Source organism: Rhizobium sp. CIAT894 (genome assembly GCF_000172795.2).
Classification (GTDB): domain Bacteria; phylum Pseudomonadota; class Alphaproteobacteria; order Rhizobiales; family Rhizobiaceae; genus Rhizobium.
This window is the reverse complement of record NZ_CP020947.1, coordinates 2,749,165-2,769,618: the sequence shown is the minus strand read 5'-3', so window position 1 is coordinate 2,769,618 and position 20,454 is coordinate 2,749,165. Positions and strand designations below refer to the sequence as shown.

22 protein-coding genes, 1 pseudogene and 1 riboswitch are annotated in these 20,454 nt (G+C 62.0%); of the genes and pseudogenes, 13 read left to right on the top strand and 10 right to left on the bottom strand.

The window, feature by feature from the left end; genetic code table 11:
• Window positions 1–31 precede the first annotated feature (31 nt).
• Together RHEC894_RS13785 and RHEC894_RS13780 are read left to right on the top strand one after the other, a co-directional pair.
• A complete protein-coding gene (locus RHEC894_RS13785) occupies window positions 32–571 on the top strand; it encodes a Pycsar system effector family protein (RefSeq protein WP_085737679.1) in 540 nt (179 codons plus the stop codon).
• A gap of 296 nt (window positions 572–867) precedes the next feature.
• On the top strand, window positions 868–2,289 hold the full coding sequence (locus RHEC894_RS13780) for a hypothetical protein (protein ID WP_164517689.1): 1,422 nt from the start codon (window positions 868–870) through the stop codon (window positions 2,287–2,289).
• Window positions 2,290–2,490: 201 nt separating this feature from the next.
• Here RHEC894_RS13780 and RHEC894_RS13775 read toward each other — a convergent pair whose 3' ends face one another.
• On the bottom strand, window positions 2,491–2,979 hold the full coding sequence (locus RHEC894_RS13775) for a RidA family protein (RefSeq protein WP_085737677.1): 489 nt from the start codon (window positions 2,977–2,979) through the stop codon (window positions 2,491–2,493).
• A complete protein-coding gene (locus RHEC894_RS13770; RefSeq protein ID WP_085738979.1) occupies window positions 2,973–3,698 on the bottom strand; it encodes an SDR family oxidoreductase in 726 nt (241 codons plus the stop codon). The genes RHEC894_RS13775 and RHEC894_RS13770 overlap by 7 nt, the downstream gene beginning before the upstream one ends.
• Window positions 3,699–3,892: 194 nt before the next feature.
• Between RHEC894_RS13770 and RHEC894_RS13765 the strand changes: the two genes are divergently transcribed.
• A complete protein-coding gene (locus RHEC894_RS13765) occupies window positions 3,893–4,795 on the top strand; it encodes a LysR family transcriptional regulator (RefSeq protein ID WP_085738978.1) in 903 nt (300 codons plus the stop codon).
• Between the two features lie 167 nt (window positions 4,796–4,962).
• A pseudogene (locus RHEC894_RS13760) lies at window positions 4,963–5,738 on the top strand (DUF1194 domain-containing protein).
• Between the two features lie 144 nt (window positions 5,739–5,882).
• Here RHEC894_RS13760 and RHEC894_RS13755 read toward each other — a convergent pair.
• The gene (locus RHEC894_RS13755) at window positions 5,883–6,572 is read right to left on the bottom strand and encodes a VOC family protein (protein ID WP_085737676.1); all 690 of its coding nucleotides are present in this window, start codon (window positions 6,570–6,572) and stop codon (window positions 5,883–5,885) included.
• Between the two features lie 142 nt (window positions 6,573–6,714).
• Window positions 6,715–7,149, bottom strand: coding sequence for a 6,7-dimethyl-8-ribityllumazine synthase (locus RHEC894_RS13750; protein WP_085737675.1), 435 nt, complete (start codon window positions 7,147–7,149; stop codon window positions 6,715–6,717).
• An 80-nt stretch (window positions 7,150–7,229) separates the two neighbouring features.
• A riboswitch (FMN riboswitch) is annotated at window positions 7,230–7,372 on the bottom strand.
• Window positions 7,373–7,639: 267 nt separating this feature from the next.
• On the opposite strand from RHEC894_RS13750, the gene RHEC894_RS13745 reads away from it, so the two are divergent.
• Both RHEC894_RS13745 and RHEC894_RS13740 read left to right on the top strand, forming a co-directional pair.
• Window positions 7,640–8,086, top strand: a complete 447-nt coding sequence (locus tag RHEC894_RS13745) for an SRPBCC family protein (protein ID WP_085737674.1) — start codon at window positions 7,640–7,642, stop codon at window positions 8,084–8,086.
• A 186-nt stretch (window positions 8,087–8,272) separates the two neighbouring features.
• Entirely contained in the window at window positions 8,273–8,593 is a 321-nt protein-coding gene (locus RHEC894_RS13740; RefSeq protein ID WP_085737673.1) for a hypothetical protein, read from the top strand.
• 81 nt (window positions 8,594–8,674) lie between these two features.
• Here the strand turns inward: RHEC894_RS13740 and RHEC894_RS13735 are convergent, their stop codons facing one another.
• Window positions 8,675–8,899 carry a hypothetical protein gene (locus RHEC894_RS13735; protein ID WP_085737672.1) on the bottom strand — a complete coding sequence of 75 codons (225 nt, stop codon included), beginning with the start codon at window positions 8,897–8,899 and terminating at the stop codon, window positions 8,675–8,677.
• A 270-nt stretch (window positions 8,900–9,169) separates the two neighbouring features.
• On the opposite strand from RHEC894_RS13735, the gene RHEC894_RS13730 reads away from it, so the two are divergent.
• From RHEC894_RS13730 to RHEC894_RS13720, 3 genes are all read left to right on the top strand, one after another.
• Complete coding sequence (locus RHEC894_RS13730; protein ID WP_085737671.1) at window positions 9,170–10,252, top strand: adenylate/guanylate cyclase domain-containing protein; 1,083 nt, start codon at window positions 9,170–9,172, stop codon at window positions 10,250–10,252.
• Between the two features lie 84 nt (window positions 10,253–10,336).
• Window positions 10,337–10,978, top strand: a complete 642-nt coding sequence (locus RHEC894_RS13725; protein WP_085737670.1) for a helix-turn-helix domain-containing protein — start codon at window positions 10,337–10,339, stop codon at window positions 10,976–10,978.
• Window positions 10,975–12,210 (top strand): MFS transporter, encoded by a 1,236-nt coding sequence (locus tag RHEC894_RS13720; RefSeq protein ID WP_085737669.1) that lies wholly within the window; start codon window positions 10,975–10,977, stop codon window positions 12,208–12,210. The genes RHEC894_RS13725 and RHEC894_RS13720 overlap by 4 nt, the downstream gene beginning before the upstream one ends.
• Here the strand turns inward: RHEC894_RS13720 and RHEC894_RS13715 are convergent.
• Entirely contained in the window at window positions 12,197–13,126 is a 930-nt protein-coding gene (locus tag RHEC894_RS13715; protein WP_085737668.1) for a LysR family transcriptional regulator, read from the bottom strand. The genes RHEC894_RS13720 and RHEC894_RS13715 overlap by 14 nt on opposite strands.
• Before the next feature lie 214 nt (window positions 13,127–13,340).
• The gene (locus RHEC894_RS13710; protein ID WP_085737667.1) at window positions 13,341–14,264 is read right to left on the bottom strand and encodes a phytanoyl-CoA dioxygenase family protein; all 924 of its coding nucleotides are present in this window, start codon (window positions 14,262–14,264) and stop codon (window positions 13,341–13,343) included.
• Between the two features lie 97 nt (window positions 14,265–14,361).
• Between RHEC894_RS13710 and RHEC894_RS13705 the strand changes: the two genes are divergently transcribed.
• Window positions 14,362–15,186, top strand: a complete 825-nt coding sequence (locus tag RHEC894_RS13705) for an AraC family transcriptional regulator (RefSeq protein ID WP_085737666.1) — start codon at window positions 14,362–14,364, stop codon at window positions 15,184–15,186.
• A 12-nt stretch (window positions 15,187–15,198) separates the two neighbouring features.
• Here the strand turns inward: RHEC894_RS13705 and RHEC894_RS13700 are convergent, their stop codons facing one another.
• Complete coding sequence (locus RHEC894_RS13700) at window positions 15,199–16,221, bottom strand: LLM class flavin-dependent oxidoreductase (protein WP_085737665.1); 1,023 nt, start codon at window positions 16,219–16,221, stop codon at window positions 15,199–15,201.
• A gap of 245 nt (window positions 16,222–16,466) precedes the next feature.
• On the opposite strand from RHEC894_RS13700, the gene RHEC894_RS13695 reads away from it, so the two are divergent.
• Window positions 16,467–17,108, top strand: a complete 642-nt coding sequence (locus RHEC894_RS13695; protein ID WP_010069553.1) for a metallophosphoesterase family protein — start codon at window positions 16,467–16,469, stop codon at window positions 17,106–17,108.
• A gap of 154 nt (window positions 17,109–17,262) precedes the next feature.
• Here the strand turns inward: RHEC894_RS13695 and RHEC894_RS13690 are convergent, their stop codons facing one another.
• Complete coding sequence (locus RHEC894_RS13690) at window positions 17,263–17,601, bottom strand: hypothetical protein (protein ID WP_085737664.1); 339 nt, start codon at window positions 17,599–17,601, stop codon at window positions 17,263–17,265.
• A 5-nt stretch (window positions 17,602–17,606) separates the two neighbouring features.
• Window positions 17,607–18,413, bottom strand: coding sequence for a DUF899 family protein (locus RHEC894_RS13685; protein ID WP_010069555.1), 807 nt, complete (start codon window positions 18,411–18,413; stop codon window positions 17,607–17,609).
• A gap of 114 nt (window positions 18,414–18,527) precedes the next feature.
• Here RHEC894_RS13685 and RHEC894_RS13680 point away from each other — a divergent pair, with 114 nt between their 5' ends.
• On the top strand, window positions 18,528–19,748 hold the full coding sequence (locus RHEC894_RS13680; protein ID WP_085737663.1) for a helix-turn-helix domain-containing protein: 1,221 nt from the start codon (window positions 18,528–18,530) through the stop codon (window positions 19,746–19,748).
• A gap of 29 nt (window positions 19,749–19,777) precedes the next feature.
• Window positions 19,778–20,410, top strand: coding sequence for a PQQ-binding-like beta-propeller repeat protein (locus RHEC894_RS13675; RefSeq protein WP_085738977.1), 633 nt, complete (start codon window positions 19,778–19,780; stop codon window positions 20,408–20,410).
• Window positions 20,411–20,454 lie beyond the last annotated feature (44 nt).

Here is a 20,454-nt window from a genome sequence, read left to right as displayed (position 1 = left end):
CAGGGAAACACTTTTGGGGTGGAGTATTGACGTGAGCGAATTCGAAAGTGCGACTGAGGTTATGCTGAGCAATCCCTCAAGTGGGGACGTCAGCACTGAATATTTTGATCATATCAAGAAAATCAACGACATATTTTACGATCAGATCAAGATATCCGATCAAAAAGCCGCCTATATCTTTACTTTTATGCTCGCCTTTCTGGTGAGCTCCAGTGAGGTGAGGGCCGTCTTCAGCCTGGCGCGTTACACCGGCAGCTCGGTGGGGAGCATGCTGTTCTCCGGCCTGCTGGCCGCAGCCTCGGTCTTCTCCATCCTGTCGGCGATTCTCGTCGTGCTGCCGCGTCGCCTCGGCGCCTCCACCTCGCTGTTCTGGGGTGCCTGGCCAAAGCATCGCGACATGTTCTTCGACGCTGCTCTTCGCCGCGACGAGCGTTACCTCTTCGACCAGTACTTCGAAAACGCCAACATCCTCTCCGCCATCGCTCGCAACAAGTACCGCTGCGTCACCTTCGCGTTTCGGGGCTTGATGGTGAGTGTCATTGCCTATGTGCTGTTGCTGGCGGCGGTGTGACAAGCGGTTCCTGATTTGGACTCATTATCGCAAGCATCTTTCTTGCGGCAATCCAATTCTGATCGCGGTCGTGGTTGCCCATGAAGCTTGCGGAGGCCTCCTCTAAGTAATCTGGAATAGAGCGGCGCGGTGAGATCATGGCGGATACCCACGTGGGAAGGTGGTGGCGAGAGACTGAACCGCTACTGAGGCCCTATGATTTCAATACAGCTTAATCGCTTGCCCGCGCAGTTGACTAATAGTTGTCTTCGATTTTACAATTGCAAACACGTAGTTTTCTTACATGGTGACTTATGGTGGCAGAACAAATGGTTGGTTTAGCTGAGCAATATGCGGAAATACGGCCCCGTTATGAAAAACTCTGCGATGAGACGAGACGCATAATTGTTGAATCATTCGAAGAATCGGGAATTTATTTTCAAAATATTTCCTCAAGAGCTAAAAATATCGAAAGCTTTCTTAATAAGGCCGGCAAATTAAATGGCGATTATAAGAAGTATAGCTTGCCTCTTTCGGAGATTACTGATCTCGCTGGCGTTAGAATAATAACGTATACCTTGAAAGATCTTGAAAAAGTTGATAGATTTATAGTTGGTAACTTCGATATTGTTGAAAAGAGAGATGTTGGAGAGGAACGCTATAAAGAAGGGAAATTTGGTTATCAGAGCATACATTATCTAGTTCAATTCCCTGAAAATCGTCTCGTCCTTGCAGAAAACAAAAAATATTCCGGATTGATATGTGAAATTCAAATCAGAACTGTACTTCAGCATGCTTGGGCGGAAATTGAGCACGATATACAGTATAAAAACCAATCCGATGTGCCGCGATCACTTGAGCGGAAATTTATTGCGCTAGCTGGCCTTCTTGAGATAGCCGATCGAGAGTTCCAAGCAATTCAGGATGAAGACGCAAGGCTGAAGAAAACAATTGATGAGCAGTTGCAGAACGAAGTAACTAGAGCGAATATTTCAAAAAATATTTCGGATTCTGATGAGCCTGTTGCTGCTCTGGTTAGATCTAAGAGGTATTCGGAAGCAATTTTACTATATAATGACAAAATTTCTTTGTCCCCGAATATGCACACTCTCTATCTAGGAAGGGCTAGAGCAAAATTTCTCTCGGGGGATCGTCAGGGCGCTCTTTCAGATATTGATCTCGCACTAGGTTTGGCGCCTACCGATGCTGTGGCCCAAAAGCTGAGAGAGCAATTCATCGAAGGAGCGCTATCGGAAAGCATAACAGGAGATGTTTCAAGTGAGTATGAAGACCCAAATGCGCTGACTAGGCAAGCAAACATATTTATTGAAAGTGGAGATGGAGTAAGTGCTTTTGAATTATACTCAAAAGCACAGGACAACGGGGCATCGAAGCCTTTTTCGCAAATTAATAAAGCAATTTCTTGCTACGTATCGCTCGACTATACGGGTTCTCTTTATTTTTTAGATTCTTTGCAGTCCCGACTAGGTACACCGATGTCGGTTACCATCGCTGCGATGCATTGCTTAATCACCGCGTCCATTGATCGCTCGAAATTTGAGAGCAATCTTGATATATTAGAAAACGCCTTAAACGAAGTTGACGATTTTACGCTGTCAGTATCGCCCCTGGCTAAGTTGCGACGTTGTATTGAAAGTGGACATATAAAGTTTGACGATGATGTCAATGCGCGGATTGAAGTTGTTTTTTCAAAAATTGAAAGGAAAAACAACAATTAATGCAATGGCCACGTTATCCTAATTGATCCACCAAGCTTCGGCTTATTGTTGCTTGGTTGGTTTTCCAAGAGAACTGATTGTCATGTTCAACTTGGACGCAGGCAGATGGCCAGAGGCTGAAACCTCGAAGGACGAGGCGGGAGCGGTGTCGCCGGGCATGTCTAAGAATGCCCGGCCAATTATCGTTGCCGCGGGCTGTTTTCAATCCTCGACCTCGAGAACAAGCTCAAGCTCGATCGGCACGCCGAGGGGAAGGCTGGCGACGCCGAGCACGACGCGGCCTGAGAGCTTTTCTTCACCGAAGATTTGAAGCAGCATTTCCGATGCTCCGTCCGCGACCCTCGGATGGTCGCGGAAATCGCCTTCGGTGGCGATATAGACACCGAGCTTGACGACCCTGACGACCCGGTCCAGCGAGCCGAGATACTCCCTGGCGGCCGCAAGCGCGCTGAGCGTCGCGGTTTCCGCCGCCTTCCTGCCATCTTCCGGTGTCAGCGCGCCACCGACGCGGCCGATATGGCGTGGCTCATGGCCGACGACCGGCAGCATGCCGCTGAAGAAGACCAGATTGCCGGTCCTAAGGGCCTCGACATAGGCCCCGAAGGGTGTCGGCGGCGGGGGAAGAGGGATGCCGAGTTCCTGCAGCCGTCGTTCTGCGCCGGCTGCCAACGCTTTCTGATGGTTTACCATTTGCCCAGATGTGCGCCGCCATCGACGTGCAGCACCTCCCCGGTTACGCGCGGCGCTTCGGTAAGAAAGACGACTGCGTCGACGATCTCCTCGACGTTGGAAATGCCTGCCATCGGTGACAGCGTGCTCAGGAAATCCTTCGGATTGTCCTTATGCAGCGGCGTGTCCACCACACCGGGCGCGACGATATTGAAGCGAATTCTCTCGCTGGCATATTCCATCGCCAGGTTCTTGGAGATGGCGTTGATGCCGCCTTTCGTCATCATCGACACCGAGGCGGAGAAGCCGGCGATCGGATGATCGGTCAATGGCGTGGTGATGCTGACGACGCTGCCGCCGATTTTCTGTGTGAGCATCTGCCCGACGACCAGTTGGGTCAGGTGGATGAAGCCTTCGAGATTGGTAGAGGACAATGTCCGGAAGTCGGCCATCGTGAAGTCGATGAACGGCTTGGCCAGGAAGATACCGGCATTGTTGACGAGGCCGTCGATCGAGCCGAACCGGTCGATCGCGGTTTTTGCCACCCGCGCTGCGGTTTCGGCATCGCCGATATCGCCGTCGACGAGCACCAGCCGATCGGAAGCCTTGAAGGCATCCGAGGCACTGACCTGGCGTGAGGTGGCGACGACATTGTAGCCGCGCTCGATGAAGGCGTTGACGATCCCGGCTCCGATACCCTGGGAGGCGCCCGTGATGATGACTGTTTTTGCCGTACTCATGTTGATCTCCAAAAGATTGGTTCGGGCGGCGTGAGCCTCGCATGTGCAAAAGGCCCGGCCGCTCGAGATGGGGCTGCTGCGATGCGCCGCCATCGGGTTGTGGTTGTTTTCGCATGATAAATATGGCGAAAACTCAATTCATCGATTAGATGGAAATATCTGGATTCTCTTTTGCACCCATGCAAAAATCAGCCATGGCCGATCTCAACGATATCGCTGTTTTCGTGAAGGTGGCGCAGTACGGCAGCTTCAGCCGCGCTGCTCATTCCCTCGGCATGCCGGTCTCGACCGTCAGCCGGAAGGTGACCTCGCTGGAAGAGCAGCTCGGCGTGACGCTGCTGCAGCGGACGACCCGCAAACTGAGCCTGACGGAGCAGGGCCGCGCCTATTACAACAGATGCAACGAGCCGCTCGCCCATCTCCTCGACGCCGAGCAAGTGCTCACCGAAACACAGAGAAAACCGGAAGGTCTGCTGAAGATCTCCGTGCCCGTCATTTTCGGGCAGGAGGTCTTCTACGAATTTCTGTCGACCTTCCTCAAGGCCTATCCGAAGATTGAGGTCGATCTCTTCGTTACCAATCTATTCCTCGATCTGATCGGGGAGAATATCGATCTCGGCATCCGCTTCGGCGAGCTCAAGGATTCCACAATCGTCGCGCAGCGGCTCGGCAAGAGCGTGCGCTATCTGGTCGCCACACCGGACTATCTGACGGGCAAGGTGCTCCCGTTAAAGCCTGAAGACCTGAAGGAGCATCAGTGCGTTCTGCTGAATGGCCGCAATGGTGAGGCGGAATGGCATCTGGTGAGCGGACGAAGATCGGTTCGCCTGCACGTATCGGGCTCGGTCTCGAGCCGGGATTTCGATGCGGTAAGCGCTTTCACTTATCGCGGGCACGGCATCGGACTCTTGCCTTCCACCTATTGCGATGAGCGGATCAGAAGAGGCGAACTCGTCCGTCTGCTGCCGGATTGGTCGTCGGAGGAAATTTTCGTGCATGCCGTCTATCCGACACGCCGTTTCCTGCCATCCAGATTGCAGGTCTTCCTCGAGGCACTGAAGGCGTGGAAGACGCCATTGTGGCTTCCCCTGCATTGAGGCCACGCGGCGCCGCAATCGAGGCTCACCTGATCCCGCAAGGGCCGGGAAGGACGGACGCTCCCGCCATCACCAAAAATTGAAGCCGCGCAGAGGGGCGGGCGCCCTGCCTCGGCCAAGCTGTGCTAAAGTTTGCTGGCTTGAATGGCGCAGGGATTGGATTGCCGATGCTGACGACGCTTGCGGTGCTCATGGGTCTTTCCAGCCTCGTACCGGCAGCAGGTGCCGGCGGCAACGAAGTCGACGTCACGCTGGTGCTTGCCGTCGACACCTCGCGGTCGATGGATGTCGAGGAGATCGGCATTCAGCGCGAGGGTTATGTCGAAGCACTCAAGCACAAGGAATTCATCGATGCGGTGAAGAACGGGCTCACCGGCCGCATCGCCATCAGCTATTTCGAATGGGCAGGCTATGTCGTCCAGGAATCGGTGATCGACTGGCAGGTGATCGAGACCGAAGCGGATGCGATCGCCTTTGCCGACAAACTCGACGCCCGGCCGATCGGCACCCAGCGGCGAACCTCGATCTCGACCGCCATCGACCAGGGCGCCAGTATGATTGCCACAGGTCCCTTCCAGGGCAGGCGCGAGGTGATCGGTGTTTCCGGCGACGGCCCGAACAACTCGGGCGACGCCGTCGCGCCTGTCCGCGACAAGGCGGTGGCGTCAGGCATGATCATCAATGGGCTGGCCATCATGCTGCGCCCTTCCGATGCGCCCGGCGGGCTCGACAAATATTACGCCGATTGCGTCATCGGCGGCCCCGGCGCCTTCGTGCTGCCGGTCCACAAGATCGAGGATTTTGCCATCGCCGTGCGCCGCAAGCTGGTGCTGGAGATCAGCGGTCTGTCCCCGCCGCCGACGATGGAGAGGGTCGCCGGCGCCGGGCCGCTGACGGATGCCTGATCGGCGAGAAGCAGTGGCGGGATATGTTCTACCGGTGAGATGCGGGCCAAGGGCGCGTCTTGGGATGAGAGAGGAGCGGGCGTGCCGTGTGGCACCCCCTCTGGCCTGCCGGTAAGGAAAGAAGCCTCGCCCCGCAAGGGGCCTCGAAGGGCGAGGCGGGTGCTCCCGGCGCCTGCCGCCACCTACAACGGCAGCTGCTTGCCGGCCTGTTCGCTAACCATGTATTCGGCATACCAGTCCGGCCAGTTCTCGTCATATTTGCCGCCGTTTCGTTTCTCGTGTTCGCCGTGAGCCTGGGCGGCGCGGCGCAGTGCGGCGGCAAGGTCGTTCGAGGTCGAGAAGGCCGTTTCGTCGGCGTCGATGCGGCCAGGCAGGCGGGCGGTGACTTCCTGGAACAGCCAGCCATTCCCGTCGGGATCCTTGAAGGAGGCGAAGGAGCGGTAGCTGCGGTGTTCGGGGTCGCGGCCGGCAATGCGCAGGCGCCCGAAGAGATAGGGCTCGTCCTTGCCGGCATAGACGCCCGATGCGTCATGGAAGACCTCGCTCACCTCGACGCCGCGGGCGATAAGATCGCGCCTGGCGGTCTCGATGTCGGAGACGATGAGGTAGAGCCCTTGCGCGGAGCCGGGAGCGGCGGCGGTGACGTTCTTGCCGAAGATGATAGCGCAGCCGGAGCCCGGCGGAGTAAACTGGATCACCCGGAAATCGGCATCGTTGGCGAAATCGGCATCGAGCCTCCAGCCCAGACCGTCGTAGAAACGTTTGGCGCGGTCGACGTCGGAGACGGGGATGACGACCACTTCGAGCTTGGTGTCGACCGGTCGCATTCTCACGGATTCGGCGGGGGTTTCACTGTGCATTGCATTGCTCATCTTCAGCTCCCTTGAGGTTTGGACGCATTAAGAATGGCGATACATGTCGGGGTCGAGTGGACCACAGCGCAGGCGGGGCGTCGAATCAATTCTTCTGTTGGGAGAAGACGGCGGGCCGATCCCGCCGTCAATTGCGCAGACTCTATGCCGCAAGAGCGGCGCGTGTCTTGCCGATAATCAGAGCGGCGCGCGCCGCCTCGCGGCCCTTCTCGACGAAATGGGCGCGGTAGATCTGCGTGTGATGCTCGGTTTCCTGGTAATGATGCGGCGTCAGAGAGACCGACAGCACCGGCACACCGGTATCCATGCCGGCGCGCATCAGGCCATCGACCACGGCCTGGGCGACGAATTCGTGGCGGTAGATCCCGCCATCGACGACGAAGGCGGCGGCGATGACGGCCGCATAGCGCCCGCTTGCGGCAAGATCGCGCGACAGAAGCGGCATTTCGAAGGCGCCGGGAACATCGAACACGTCGATCTGTTCGGCGGGAACAAGCTGTTGAAAACCTTCGAGCGCACGGTCGACGATATCGGCGTGCCAGCCGGCTTTGACGAAGGCATAACGGGTGGGTGTCATAGTCATCTCCTTTGGCGTACAGACACGTCACCCAAGGCGATCACGAGCATCCGCAGCCGGCCCGGAGGCGCAGCAGCAACGCACGTTCTCTTTCATCCGGACTATGACCGTCGGCTCAGGCATCTCACCTGATCTGCTGACCCTTCCGAAGAAGGCGCTCGCGGGCTCGCAATCGAAACTGCATACCGCCGGTAGGGACTTTCACCCCGCCCTGAGAACGGCGCGACAATAGGGGCAAGGCGGCCGGCTGGCAATAGGGGAAGATGGTTTTGGAATGGGTGCGGGTTGCAACCCCAAGAGAGCCTCATCCTGTGGTGCCCCGCAGGGGCCTCGAAGGACAAGGCGGGTGCGTGGGCGACGGATGGATGCGTGCCCCATCGCCCTTGCTGAGTGCGCGCATCCGCCTACATGATCCTGCTGAGGACATCCATGTCGAAACAGCATGCCGCTCCGCCTCATTGAGGTAGGGCAGCAACCATGGGAGATCATGATGCCAGAAGCTTTCGTCGTTCACCGCGAAGCGCATATCGCAGCACCGCCGGCGGCCGTGTTTGCGCTGATGACCGACCCGGAAAAGATTCTGCGCTGGATGGGAACGGAAGCTCAGGTCGAGCCGCAGCCCGGCGGGCTCTATCTCGTCAACGTCACCGGCGCTCGCTTTGCGCGCGGCTCGTTTCGCGAAGTGGTGCCGGTTCATCGCCTTGCCTACAGCTTCGGCTGGGATGGCAGCGACGTGGTGCCGCCGGGCTCGAGCCTGGTCGAGATCGACCTGATCGAGCAGCCCGATGGAACGCTGCTGAAGCTCACCCATAGCGGCCTGCCGAGCGCCGAACAATGCGCCGGCCATGAGGAAGGCTGGACGCATTACCTCGGCCGGCTCACTACGGTTGCAGCCGGGCGCGACCCGGGTCCCGATGTTTTTTCCGGCAGGAAATGAACGGTTTTCCCAAGGGCGCCACCGCGCCCGCAAGCGCCTGCCACCCACTGAAAAAGACGGCCTGGCGGCATTGCGTCGGCCGGCCGGAAGCGCTGTTTTTCATCCTCAAACATGAACGCGCAGTTCATCCCCAGTTCAATTTGGCAGCCCTAGGGTGGTCACGGCTGGATTGAATTGGAGTTCGTTATGAAGGCACTTTCTATCGCGGCTGCCTTGCTTGCTGGCAGCCTTTCGATCGGTACGGCGCAGGCGATGCCGAGCGCGACGATCAAAGTCGAGAGCAATATCACCAAGGTCGACTACGCCTGCGGCCGCGGCTGGCATCTGACGCGCTGGGGCGAATGCCGGCGCAATTGGCGACGCCCGCCGCCGGTGGCTTTTTACGGTGGTCCGCCCCGCTGGGGCTGGGAGCGGCGCCATGGGGATTGGGACGGCCCGCGCTGGCGCCATGAGCGGCGCTGGGACCGCGACCGCCGCTGGCGTGATGACCGTCGCTGGGACGATTGAGGTCTCGACCAGATATGAATCGATGAGGCCGGCGCCATATTTCGCCGGCCTTTCTCATGAGAGTTCGCAGTTTTCCCGCAGTCAGATCGTGCTGACGAGCCAGTGTTTGCCGTCGATCAGCTCTTCGAGCTCGATGGGATCCTTGACGCCGAACTCGAACCATTCGACGAGCTCTTTCGCCTTGCGCTTGCTCTCCTCCGCGGTGAAGTCGATCTCATAGCGCGCGCACCATCGCCGAAGGATCGACGTCAGCAGCGTCATGTCATTCCCGTCAAGCGGATCTTTCGGCCAAAATGTCGTGCCCATCGCAACCCCTCAATCGCAGATGACAAGCTGGCGCATAATGGAATCAAAGATGCGCAATTTTAAAGTGTTTTTTCGTTGTTTTCCACTGTGGTGAACGGTTTTCCACAGGCTTGTCTGGCAGTGGGGTTGACAGGGTTGTGTGGAGGCTAGGGGTGCAAGAGCCGAGAGGAGGCCCTCCCGGACATCCGGGGATGTCCTGCCGGGCTGCGGAGCATCCGCGCGCGGATGCTCCGGGGTTGCCCACACCCGGGGCTGATGCGATGTTAGGGCATGGATCTGCCTTCCTCCCTTGCCTGGCTGGTCGACGAGGCGGCTGCTTCGCCCGGTCCCGAACCGTTTCTGGCCGAGCTCGGGCGCCGGCTGCTTTCCGATGGCCTGCCGCTTGCCGGCGGGGCGCTGACGCTTGCGGTGCCGCATCCGATCATTGCGCGGCGCACCTGGCTGTGGCGGGCCGAGACCGGGGGTGTCATCGAGGCGCTGGCTTTTGCCGCCGCACCGCCCGTCGATGCCGGGCGTGACTGGCTGGCCGGGCTCGGGCCGGTGTGGGAGGAGAGGATCGGGCCTTCTCAGGATGCGCTGATGCTCGGCTGGGCGGGCATTGGCGCCGGCGCTTTCGCTCCCGATAACGCCGCCCGGCTGCGGGACGTCGCGCGTTTTGCCGCGGCGCCGCTCGCAGCCCTTGCGGCGCGCGAGGCGCGGGCGGCATTGCTCGAAGCGTATCTCGGCCGGCGCAGTGCGGCCCGGGTGCAGGCCGGAGCGCTTGCCCGCGGCACTGGCGAGACTATTCGCGCCGCTCTTCTCTGCGCGGATCTGCGCGATTTCACCGCGCTTTCCCAAGTGACGGAGCCGCATGCGATGATTGCGACGCTCGACGCCTGGTTCGATCGCGTCGCCGGCGCCGTACACGCTTTCGGCGGCGAGGTGCTGAAATTCATCGGTGACGGTGTATTGGCGATCTTTCCCGTCACCGGCGCTTCCGGCCAGATGCAAGGAGACCGCAATGCCTGCGACGCGGCGCTCCGGGCCGTCGCCGCCAGCCGCGCCGGCATGGTCCATCTCGACCACGTGCGCCAGGCGCAGGGGCTGGCGCCGCTGCCCTTCGGCGCGGCCCTGCATTTCGGCGAGATCCTGTGGGGCAATATTGGCGCAGCCGACCGGCTGGACTTTACCGCCATCGGCCCCGCCGTCAATCTGGTCAGCCGCCTGGAAGGGCTCTGCAAGCCGCTCGGCCGAAGCGTGCTGATCTCGGGTGCTGTGGCCGCAAATACCAAGACGATGCTGACGCCGCTCGGGGAACACAGCTTGCGCGGCATCGCCGACCCTTGCGCGGTGTTCACTTTGCCGGAGGCCTGAACGCGAGCCGGGCCGCGCCAGGAGTGTTCTCATTTATGCAAAGAAATCTTTGCAAAGATATCCTTGCAATAGTAAGCTTGAGGCATGAAAACATCAGGCTCCCAGTCTGCCGCCGTCTCCCGCTCCGTCAGCCGGGTCGTACCTGAGCCGACCGCGCTGAAGGCGCTGGCGCATCCCGTTCGGCTGCGCATGCTCGGCATGCTCAGGATCGACGGCCCGGCCACGGCGACCCAGCTCGCCGTGCGGCTCGGCCTGAACAGCGGCGCGACCAGCTATCACCTGCGTCAGCTCGCCCAATACGGTTTCATCGAGGAGGCGCCGCATGCCTCGCGGCGCGACCGCTGGTGGCGCGCGAGCCACGAGCTGACCTCGCTGCCCGCCAGCGAAGCGGCGGGGGAGGCGCTCGATCTCGATATCGCCTTCAACCAGGCGGCGCTTTCGCAGCAGGTCGGCCAGATGCAGCAGGCGCTGGAGGAATATGCCGAGCTGCCGGCCGAATGGCGCAAGGCGACGGCCGCCGACGACATCATCATCCCGATGACGGCTGACCAGGCCGAGGCGCTGACGAAACGGCTGCGAGATATCATTCTGGAGGCGATGCGGGCAGCACCGCCGTTGGGGGAGGCGGCGTCTCGAAATCCCGACATGGTTCCCTTCTATGTCATGCTGCACGCCTTTCCCTATCCGGGCCGTCTTCCGCATCGCGAGGGCGAGGAAGAACCGTGAGGAGGGGCAGGCCCTTCCTGGCGCTTGCCGCCGCCGAGACGCTTTCGCTGTCCGGCACGCGGCTTTCGACCATCGCCATTCCCTGGTTGGTGCTGAGCACCACCGGCAGTCCGATGCTGACCGGGCTGACGGCGATGATGGAGATGTTGCCCTATGTGCTCGCCAAGGCGCTCGGCGGGCCGCTGATCGACCGTGTCGGCGCCAAGCGCATCGCCATCATCTGCGACACCGCTTCCGTTGTTGTGGTGGGTCTGGTGCCGCTTCTCGATCTCTTCGGGCTCTTGACCGTCCCGGTGCTGCTGCCCGTCGTTTTTGCCATGGGCGTGCTGCGCGGCCCCTCCGACGCCGCCAAACAGGCGATGGTTCCCGATATCGCCGCGCTGGCCGCCGTGCCGCTCGAGCGGGTGACCGGCGTCGCCAGCGCCATCGAACGCCTCGCCTCGACGGTCGGCGCGGCCGGCGCCGGCGCGCTGATCGGGCTCATCGGCCCGGGCCAGGCGCTCGTCCTCAACGCCGCCACCTTCGCCGCCGCCGCTATAGTCGTCGCGATCGGCATTCCCGGCATAACACCCACGCCTAAGCTGCCCGCCGCTCCGCTGGATAAGGTCTCTTCCTATCTCGAGGATCTCCGTGAAGGCTGGCGATTTCTCAGCGGCGATGCCGTGCTCGTCAGCATCGTTGCCATGGTGGCGACCACCAATCTGCTCGACCAGGCCTATCATGCCGTGCTGCTGCCCGTCTGGACGCGGGACGCCGGTCACGGGCCGGAGCTGCTCGGGGCGATGTTCGCCGTCTTCTCCGGTGCCTCGATCGCGGGGGCGGCGATTGCCGCCGTCATCGGCGAGCGCATGCCGCGTCTGATCGTCTATACGGTGGCTTTTTTGCTGACCGGATTTCCGCGCTTTCTGGTGCTGGCGGCAGATGCGCCGCTCGGCTCTGTCTTTGCGACGCTCGCTATCGCCGGCTTTGCCTCGGGTTTTCTCAACCCCATCCTGTCGGCGGTGATCTTCGAGCGCATCCCGAAACCGCTGACCGGCCGCGTCACGGCGATGAACACCGCCCTCTGCTTTGCGCTCATTCCCTTCGGCGGCCTCGTCGGCGGCGCGCTGATCAGCACGATCGGCCTTGCCGCGGCGCTGTTCCTCACCGGCCTCGCCTATCTCGCGGCAACCCTTTCTCCCCTTGCCCTGAAAAGCTTCCGTGGCTTCGACAAGGCGGTCACAGAGGGCTAGCGTCGCGGCGTGCCTCGCCCCGACGCTCAAGCTCCTCGACCACCAGGTCGATGAAGCGGCGGACGCGCGGTTCCAGCGGGCGCTTGTCGGGATAGAGCGTCACGATCTTGGTGTCATCGGTTTCGAGGTCGGGCAGAACCTGCCGGAGACGGCCGGCCGCAAGATCGTCGGCGACGAGAAAGTCGGGCAGGAGGGCGATGCCCAGTCCCGCCAGGGCGGCGTGGCGGATCGCCTCTGCGCTGTCGAGCCTCAGGCGGCTGCGTCCCTGCGCCGTGATCCAGGAATTGCCTTTGCCGCGAAAACGCCAGGCGTGCCTTTGATTGCGGCTGATGAAAATCAGGCAGTCATGGGCCGAGAAGTCGTCGATATCACGCGGCTCGCGGTGCTCGGCGAGATAGGACGGCGAGGCGCAGAGCAGCGTCCTGTAGGTGGCGATCACGCGTGAGGCCAGCCGGGCGTCCGACGCCGTCGGGCCGATCCGGATGGCCAGATCGAAGCCTTCCTCGACGACGTCGGCGAAGCGATCGGTGAAGCTGATCTCCACCTGGATATCGAGCCAGGCCCGAAGATATTCTTCAAGCAGCGGCAGCACGACGAGCCGTCCGAAGGCATCGGGAACGCTGAGCCTGAGAACGCTGCGCGGCGTGCCGCTCCGGCCAGCCACGCTCGCTTCGGCAGCGTCGACCGATGCGAGAATCTGCAAACCGCGCTCGTAGAAGACTCGCCCTTCGTCGGTGAGATTCAATGTTCTCGTCGTACGGTTGAGCAGGCGCGCGCCGAGCCGCTCTTCCAGGCGGATGACGGCCTTTCCCGCCGCCGAGCGGGACAGGCCCATGGCCTGGCCGCCGGCGATAAAGCTTCCGGCATCGACGACGGCCATGAAGATCAGTATATCGTTCAGGTTCGTACGCGGCATTAGGCAACTCGAGCGGTTCGGTACAGCCATAACTCGGTCGGCCATGCGATGGTTCAAGCTCGGACCATCAACGCTTACCCAGGGCGAAAGGTCCGCGCGCGGTGCTTCCATGTCGTGGTGGGGCCTGGCCTTTGCGCGTCAACTCGTCGAAATCCGTTGCCTGCATCGGCTGACGATGGTCTGGGCGGTGTCGAAGGGATACGGAAAAGCCGGGCTACAGCATATCGCCGAGGCTCCAATGGTTGTTCCATCGGGCGTCGATCTCGTCGTCGACATTCTGATATCTGATGTCGGTGGAGAGACGCAGCCGGCGGCTGCGGTCCTGGTTGGCGGTCGATGCGTGGATCATATAGGGCGAGTGGAGCACCACGTCGCCGGCCTCATAATCGGCGGCGAGCCAGCGCGTATCGAAGCGCTCCGCCATATCGGGAAGATCCTTCGAGATCCAGCCGCCTTCCGCCATGTGGCGGTTATAGGCGCTGATCCGCTCTTCAGGTGAAAGATCGCCGCTTGCTGCCTGGAACTCGGCCTCCATCTTGAGGCCAAGCGCGTGCGAGCCTTCGAGGTAGACGAGGCCGCCCATCTCGGCCGGGATGTCGCCGATCGGAATCCAGGCCGTCACCAGGCGGCTGGTGCCGCCGCGGAGATAGACGAGATCGTAGTGGGCGGGTGTGGCCGTCGGGGTATCCGGCTGGACGAAACGCATGATCTTGCGCTTGTGCAGATAGGAGATGCCCTGCAGGAAATCGTCCATGAAGCAGGTGAGCGACGGTTGCGCGCAAAAGCCTTCATAGGCGGCGGAACGGACGAGCGACATCAGGCGCCGGTCCGCCAGGCTCCGGTCGAAGGCGGCGGTCGAGGCGATCCCCAGCGATAAGTCGCTGCCGGGCTCGACTAGTCCGGTCATGGCGAGGTGTTCGAGCACCCAGCGACGGAAATCGATGACATTGGCGTGCGGCAGAAGGCCTTTCAGCCAGACATAGCCATCGTCCAGGTAGCGGCGGCGGATGGCGCCGAGGCCGATGGCGGGATCGGTCGGCGTCAGCCAGCCCACCCGTACCGCTGGCAAGGTCTTGCCGTGGGCGGTCAGGGGAAATTCCGGCGTTTCGGCCCGTATCGTTTCGGCGGCAATCGACATTTCAGCCTTCCATCGCTTGAATTGATTTGCCAATAATTAGCTGATCTGCAGGGATAACCGACATGGATGAAATAGGTAGCTGGACTTTTCGCTCACCATGAGAGACGCCGAGGCCATTTATAGAACGCCGCTCGACGCGGCCGGCGGACTGGCGGTCACAGGCAGCGGCAGGCAGCATGCCCGCCATGCGGTGACCGACCGAAAACTCCCGAGTTTCGCCGTCGTGCTGGTCGAGCGCGGGCAGGGCTGGCTGGAAACCGAGGCCGGCGGTCGCCTCAGCCTGAGCGCGCCTGCTCTGTTCTGGCTGTTTCCCAACCGTGCGCATTCCTACGCTCCCGAAGAAGGCGGCTGGGACGAGCGCTGGGCGCTTTTCGAAGGATCCTTCACGCGGGATTTCGTGAGGCTGAGGATCATTGCGGAGCGCCATCCTATCGTGGCGCTGCATCATCTCGATGAACTGGCGCGGCTCTTCGGCAAGCTTCATGCCGATCTGCGTGACGATACCAATCTCGGGCAGGCGTCGGCGGCATTGACGCTGCATCACATCGTCATCGCAGCCGCCAGACAGGCAAGCGGCGCGGCCGATCGGCGCCAGGCAGGGCCCGATATGGCCGATATCGTCGAAACGCTCAGGCGCCGGGCGATGCAGCCGCTCGATCTCGCTGCCTTTGCCGCTGAACACGACATGTCGCCGGCCACGCTGCGCCGGCGCTTCACGCTTGAAACCGGATTGCCTCCCAAGGCATTTCAGCTTCGGGCGCGCATGGATCATGCCAAACAGCTGTTGGCAACGACCGACGAAAAAATCGAAACGATTGCCGCCATGATCGGCCTGGAGGATCCATTTTATTTTTCGCGTATCTTTCACGAACGCGAGGGCTGCAGTCCCCGTGAGTTCCGTGCGCGATATCCGCGGGTTTGAGAATGGCGGGCGTCAGCGCCAGCCGAGCGCCGGGGCGACGTGGGTCAGGATCGCCTCGATGACATGGGCGTTGTAGGCGACGCCGAGCTGGTTGGGGACGGTGAGCAGCAGCGTGTCGGCCTCGGCAATCGCCTCGTCTTCGGCGAGCTGCTTGATCAGCGCATCCGGCTCTGCGGCATAGCTGCGGCCGAAGATCGCCCGGGTCTTCTCGTCGATGAAGCCGATCTTGTCGCCCTCGTCGTTGCCGTAGCCGAAATAGGCGCGGTCGCGGTCGTCGACCAGTGCGAAGATGCTGCGGCTGACAGAGACGCGCGGCTGGCGCGTGTGACCGGCTGCCTTCCAGGCCTGCCGGTAAGCGCGGATCTGGTCGGCCTGCTGGACGTGGAACGGCTCTCCCGTCTCGTCGTCCTTCAGCGTCGAGCTCTGCAGGTTCATGCCGAGCTTGGCTGCCCAGACGGCAGTGGCATTGGAGCTGGCGCCCCACCAGATCCGCTCGCGCAGGCCTTCCGAATGCGGTTCGAGACGCAGGAGGCCGGGCGGGTTCGGAAACATCGGCCGCGGATTCGGTTTGGCAAAACCTTCGCCGCGCAGGACTTCGAGGAAGACTTCGGCGTGATGGCGGGCCATGTCGGCCTCGCTCTGCCCCTCGGGTGGGGCATAGCCGAAATGGCGCCAGCCATCGATTACCTGCTCGGGCGAACCGCGGCTGATGCCGAGCTGCAGCCGTCCGCCGGCGATAAGGTCGGCGGCGCCGGCATCCTCGGCCATATAGAGCGGGTTCTCGTAGCGCATGTCGATGACCGCAGTGCCGATCTCGATCCGGCTGGTTCTGGCGCCGACGGCCGATAGCAGCGGGAAGGGTGCGGCGAGCTGGCGGGCAAAATGGTGCACACGAAAATACGCCCCGTCGGCTCCGAGTTCTTCGGCCGCGACGGCAAGATCGATCGACTGCAGCAGCGCATCGGCCGCCGAGCGCGTCTGCGACTGAGGCGAGGGCGTCCAGTGCCCGAATGAGAGGAAACCGATCTTCTTCATGCCGCGCCTTTTCCGTTGCATCTCATGGTGAATGGGTCATGGCATAGTTTTGGCCAGGAAGACAATCGGAAGCGGTAGGGTTGAAGCACATCGACGCTGTCGTACACCGGCTGGAGCCTCGAAGGACGGGGCGGGTGATGAGCAGCGCCGAGGCACGTCATTGCCGCGGAGACGAGTCGGTTTTTGTGATGGCGGTTTGGTTTGTCCATTATGATGCCATGGACGAGCGACCGAGAGGGGGAGATATGCGCTACACATTCGCCATAGGCGATATTCACGGCTGTATCGATCCGCTGAACAGGATGATCGATCGGATCGAGGCTTATGCGTCTGACGGCACGGTCGTCTTCCTTGGCGACTATGTCGATCGCGGGCCCGACAGCAAAAGTGTTCTCGATCGGATCATTGCCGGCCCCGCGGGCCAGTGGTCGTGGATCTGCCTGAAAGGCAATCACGAGGACATGATGGTTGCTGCCTATGCCGACAGCGACGACAGAGATGTGTGGATCAGCAACGGCGGACTGGAAACCGAGATTTCCTATGACGGCAGGGTTTCGTTTCAGCATCTGCAATGGGCTGCCGATCGTCCCCTCATGCATGTTGATCGATATCGCCTCTTTGTCCATGCCGGTGTTGTTCCGGAGTTTCCGCTGGAACGGCAGACCAAGCGCGATCTTCTCTGGTTACGGTTTTCTCCCGGCGAGTCCGGCGACTATTGGGGCAAGCACCTCGTCCATGGCCATACACCGTCACTGTCCAACCCGGTGACGACAGGAAACCGCACCAATATCGACAGCGCCTGCGTCTTCGGCGGCAAGCTTTCCTGCGCGGTTTTCGACGACGAGCTTGCCGGTGGGCCGATCGATTTTATCGAGGTGAAGGCGTGAATTCGGTTGCGTCGGTAAGAATGTAAAGCCGGAGACGGCAGAGCGAGGGCACAACAGAAAGTTTGGCAAGAACGCCACCCTACGCTCCGTCATTGCTGTGACAAGCACAGAACCGAGGAGAGATGTGGCGGCGCTTGGCACGATTATCGAAGGCTCAGGCCCGCCAGCCGGCGGCGAACCGCAACCAGGGGGCCAGGTGGAAGCCGCTCATCAGCAGGTACATGGGGACCATTCCGCCGATCGGGAAGATATCCGGCGTCGTCGTGCAGATCATGTCGGCGCTGCCGGTCGTGGCCGTCAGCAGCGCCATGATCGCAAATGTCGGGGCGGCGGCCAGCGACAGCCAATTGGCGGCGTGGCCGGCGGTCCGGCCGCCTGGGTTCGCCATGCCGTTGCTCGGCGTAGCAGTTAATCCGTCTGCTGCGGCGGCCAGCGAGAGCCATTCGGCAGCGTTGCCGTCGCCTCTCTCCGGGGTGTGAGCGGAAGATAGCATCGGCGTCACTCCTTGCCGTAGCGGTCGTGATGGCGCCACCAGATGCCGGTTTCGTTGCGGCCTTTGGGAGCGCGGTCCAGCCATTGATACATACCCCAGAGCCCGTCGAGCCCACGGGCATAGCTGGAATAGCTGTGGTAGACGGCCCCGTCGATGAGTTCGAAGGCGCTGACGCCCGGGCGGTCACGGGTGTAGGTGGGAACGTCGGTGCCGGTCATGGAGGCGATCTGGACGATGGGTTCTTCGCTGTCGCGCCATTCCGGCACGGTCTCGGCGGAAAGCGGTTGATGGGCGGGCGGTTCGGGGGCGGGCGGCTCGCGGCGGTAATTATATTCGATTTCGCCGCGGCGCTGCTGCTCGGGGCTGAACCAGACGCTGAAATCGGTGTTGAAATCGCTGCCGCCCGAGGAGGCCCAGGGGAAGCCCCAGTCCATGCGCCGCTTGAAGGCCTCAAGTTTTTCGAGCGGGGCGCGCGAGACCGCCCAGAAGGCGACGTCGTGGTTTTCCAGATGGACGAAGACGCCGTTGAAGCCGTCGGCGATCGAGGAGCAGGAGGGACATCCGGCGCTGTAATCCGGCCCGAACATGAAGTGATAGACCAGAAGCTGCGAGCGCCCGCCGAAGAGATCCTTCAGCGAGGCATTGCCGCCTTGGGTGTCGAAACGATATTCCTTGTCGATCCTGACGCGGGGCAATTGCCGGCGCTTGATCGCCAGCGCATCGCTTTGACGCGTCAGCTCCTTTTCTTCCTCGAGCAGATCGAGCCTTGCTGCCAGCCATTGCTGGCGCGTTGCGTTCAGCTGTGCCGTCATGGGTCTTCTCCTTTGCCTGTTTCTCGTCGTAGCATCCGGCTCGGTTGCGGCCGTTGAACGAAGATTACGGCCGGGCAGGGGAATGGCGGGAGTGACAAGTGTGACGGGATTTGAATGGACTCGCTGATCACAGCCGCCGCGCGGGCGCTGGCAACGGGTGACGCGCTCGGCGCGCTGAAGCGGGTGGCGCTGCGCGAGGATGCGCCGGCACTGGCGCTGCGCGGCATCGCCATGGCACAGCTCGGCGATCTCATCCGCGCCAAGGCGCTTTTGAAAAGTGCGGCGCGCGCCTTTGGCCCGCGGGAGGCGGTGGCGCGGGCGCGTTGCGTGGTCGCCGAAGCCGAGATCGCGCTCGTCTCGCGCGATCTCATCTGGCCGCCGAAGGCGCTGGAAGCTGCCCGCAAAGTACTGGAAGCGCATGGTGACAGGGTCAACGCCGCCCATGCCGGCAATGTCGCCATTCGCAGGCTGGTGCTGATCGGCCGCATCGACGAGGCCGAACGTGGGCTCGCCGTCCTTGATCCGACGCCGCTGCCGCCGGCGCTGCGGGCCGCCCACGAGTTGGTGGCGGCCGGCATCGCCGTCCGGCGGCTGCAGACCGAAGCAGCAGGCGCTGCGCTCGAGCGGGCAAGGCTTGCGGCTCGCGAGGCCAATATCCCGGCCCTGACGGCGGAAGTCGAAACTGCGGCCCTCGTGCTCGACACCCCGGCGGCGCGGCTGCTGTCACCGGGGCGAGAGCGCCCGCTGCTGCTTGGTGAGGTGGAAGCGCTGCTGGGCTCGGGCACGCTCGTCATCGATGCCTGCCGCCACGTGGTGTGGAAGGAGGGCACGGCCGTCTCGCTGGCGACGCGACCGGTGCTGTTTGTGCTTGCCCGCACGCTCGCCGAAGCCTGGCCGGGGGATGTGGCTAGGGGCGCGCTGATTGCGCGCGCCTTTCGCGGCAAACACGCCGATGAATCGCATCGCGCCCGGCTGCGGGTCGAGATCGGTCGGCTGCGCGCTGAATTGCGGGGGCTGGCGGAGGTTTCGGCAGCGCAGCGCGGCTTTGCGCTTTCGCCGTGTGGCGGTGGCGAGATCGCTGTGCTCGCCCCGCTCGTCGAAGGGCCGCATGGCGCGGTACTCGCCTTGCTCGCCGATGGCGAGGCGTGGGCGAGTTCGGCGCTCTCGATTGCGCTTGGCGCCAGCCCGCGCACGGTGCAGCGGGCGCTGGATTCCCTGGCGGGGGAAGGCAAGGTGCAATCGCTCGGGCGCGGGCGGGCGCGCCGCTGGATGAGCCCGCCGCTACCGGGTTTCCCGCCGCTCTTGTTACTCCCGGGTCCGCTGCCAAGTGATTAGGATGGGGCAAAACCATGAAGGAGGAAGAGATGAAGAAATCCGCTGCGACGATCCTGCGTGAATATGGACCCTTTCCCGGCGCCGACCGCGTCAACGGTGTTACCTTCGACGGCAGCCACGTCTGGTTCGCCTCGGGCGACAAGCTCAATGCGCTCGATCCCGACAGCGGCGAGGTGGTGCGTTCCATTGAGGTTGCCTCGCATGCCGGGACAGCCTTCGATGGCGAATTCCTCTATCAGATCGCCGAGGACGTCATCCACAAGGTCGACCCGAAGACCGGCCGCATCCTTTCCACCATTCCCGCCCCGGGCAATGGCGGCGATTCCGGTCTTGCCTGGGCCGAGGGCACGCTCTGGGTCGGCCAGCACCGCGGCCGCAGGATCCATCAGATCGACCCGGAGACGGGCAAGATCCTGCGCACCATCGAATCCAACCGCGTCGTCACAGGCGTCACCTGGGTCGACGGCCAGCTCTGGCACGGCACCTGGGAGGGCGACGACAGTGACGTCAGGCGCATCGACCCCGAAACGGGGGAAGTGCTGGAGCGGCTCGACATGCCCGAAGGCACCGGCGTCTCCGGCCTCGAATCCGACGGCGGCGACTGCTTCTTCTGCGGAGGCGGCGGCAGCGGCAAGATCCGCGCGGTGCGCCGGCCGGGGTGAACCCGGTGCGCCACCGGGGAAGCGCCATCCTCCAACGCCCCTCA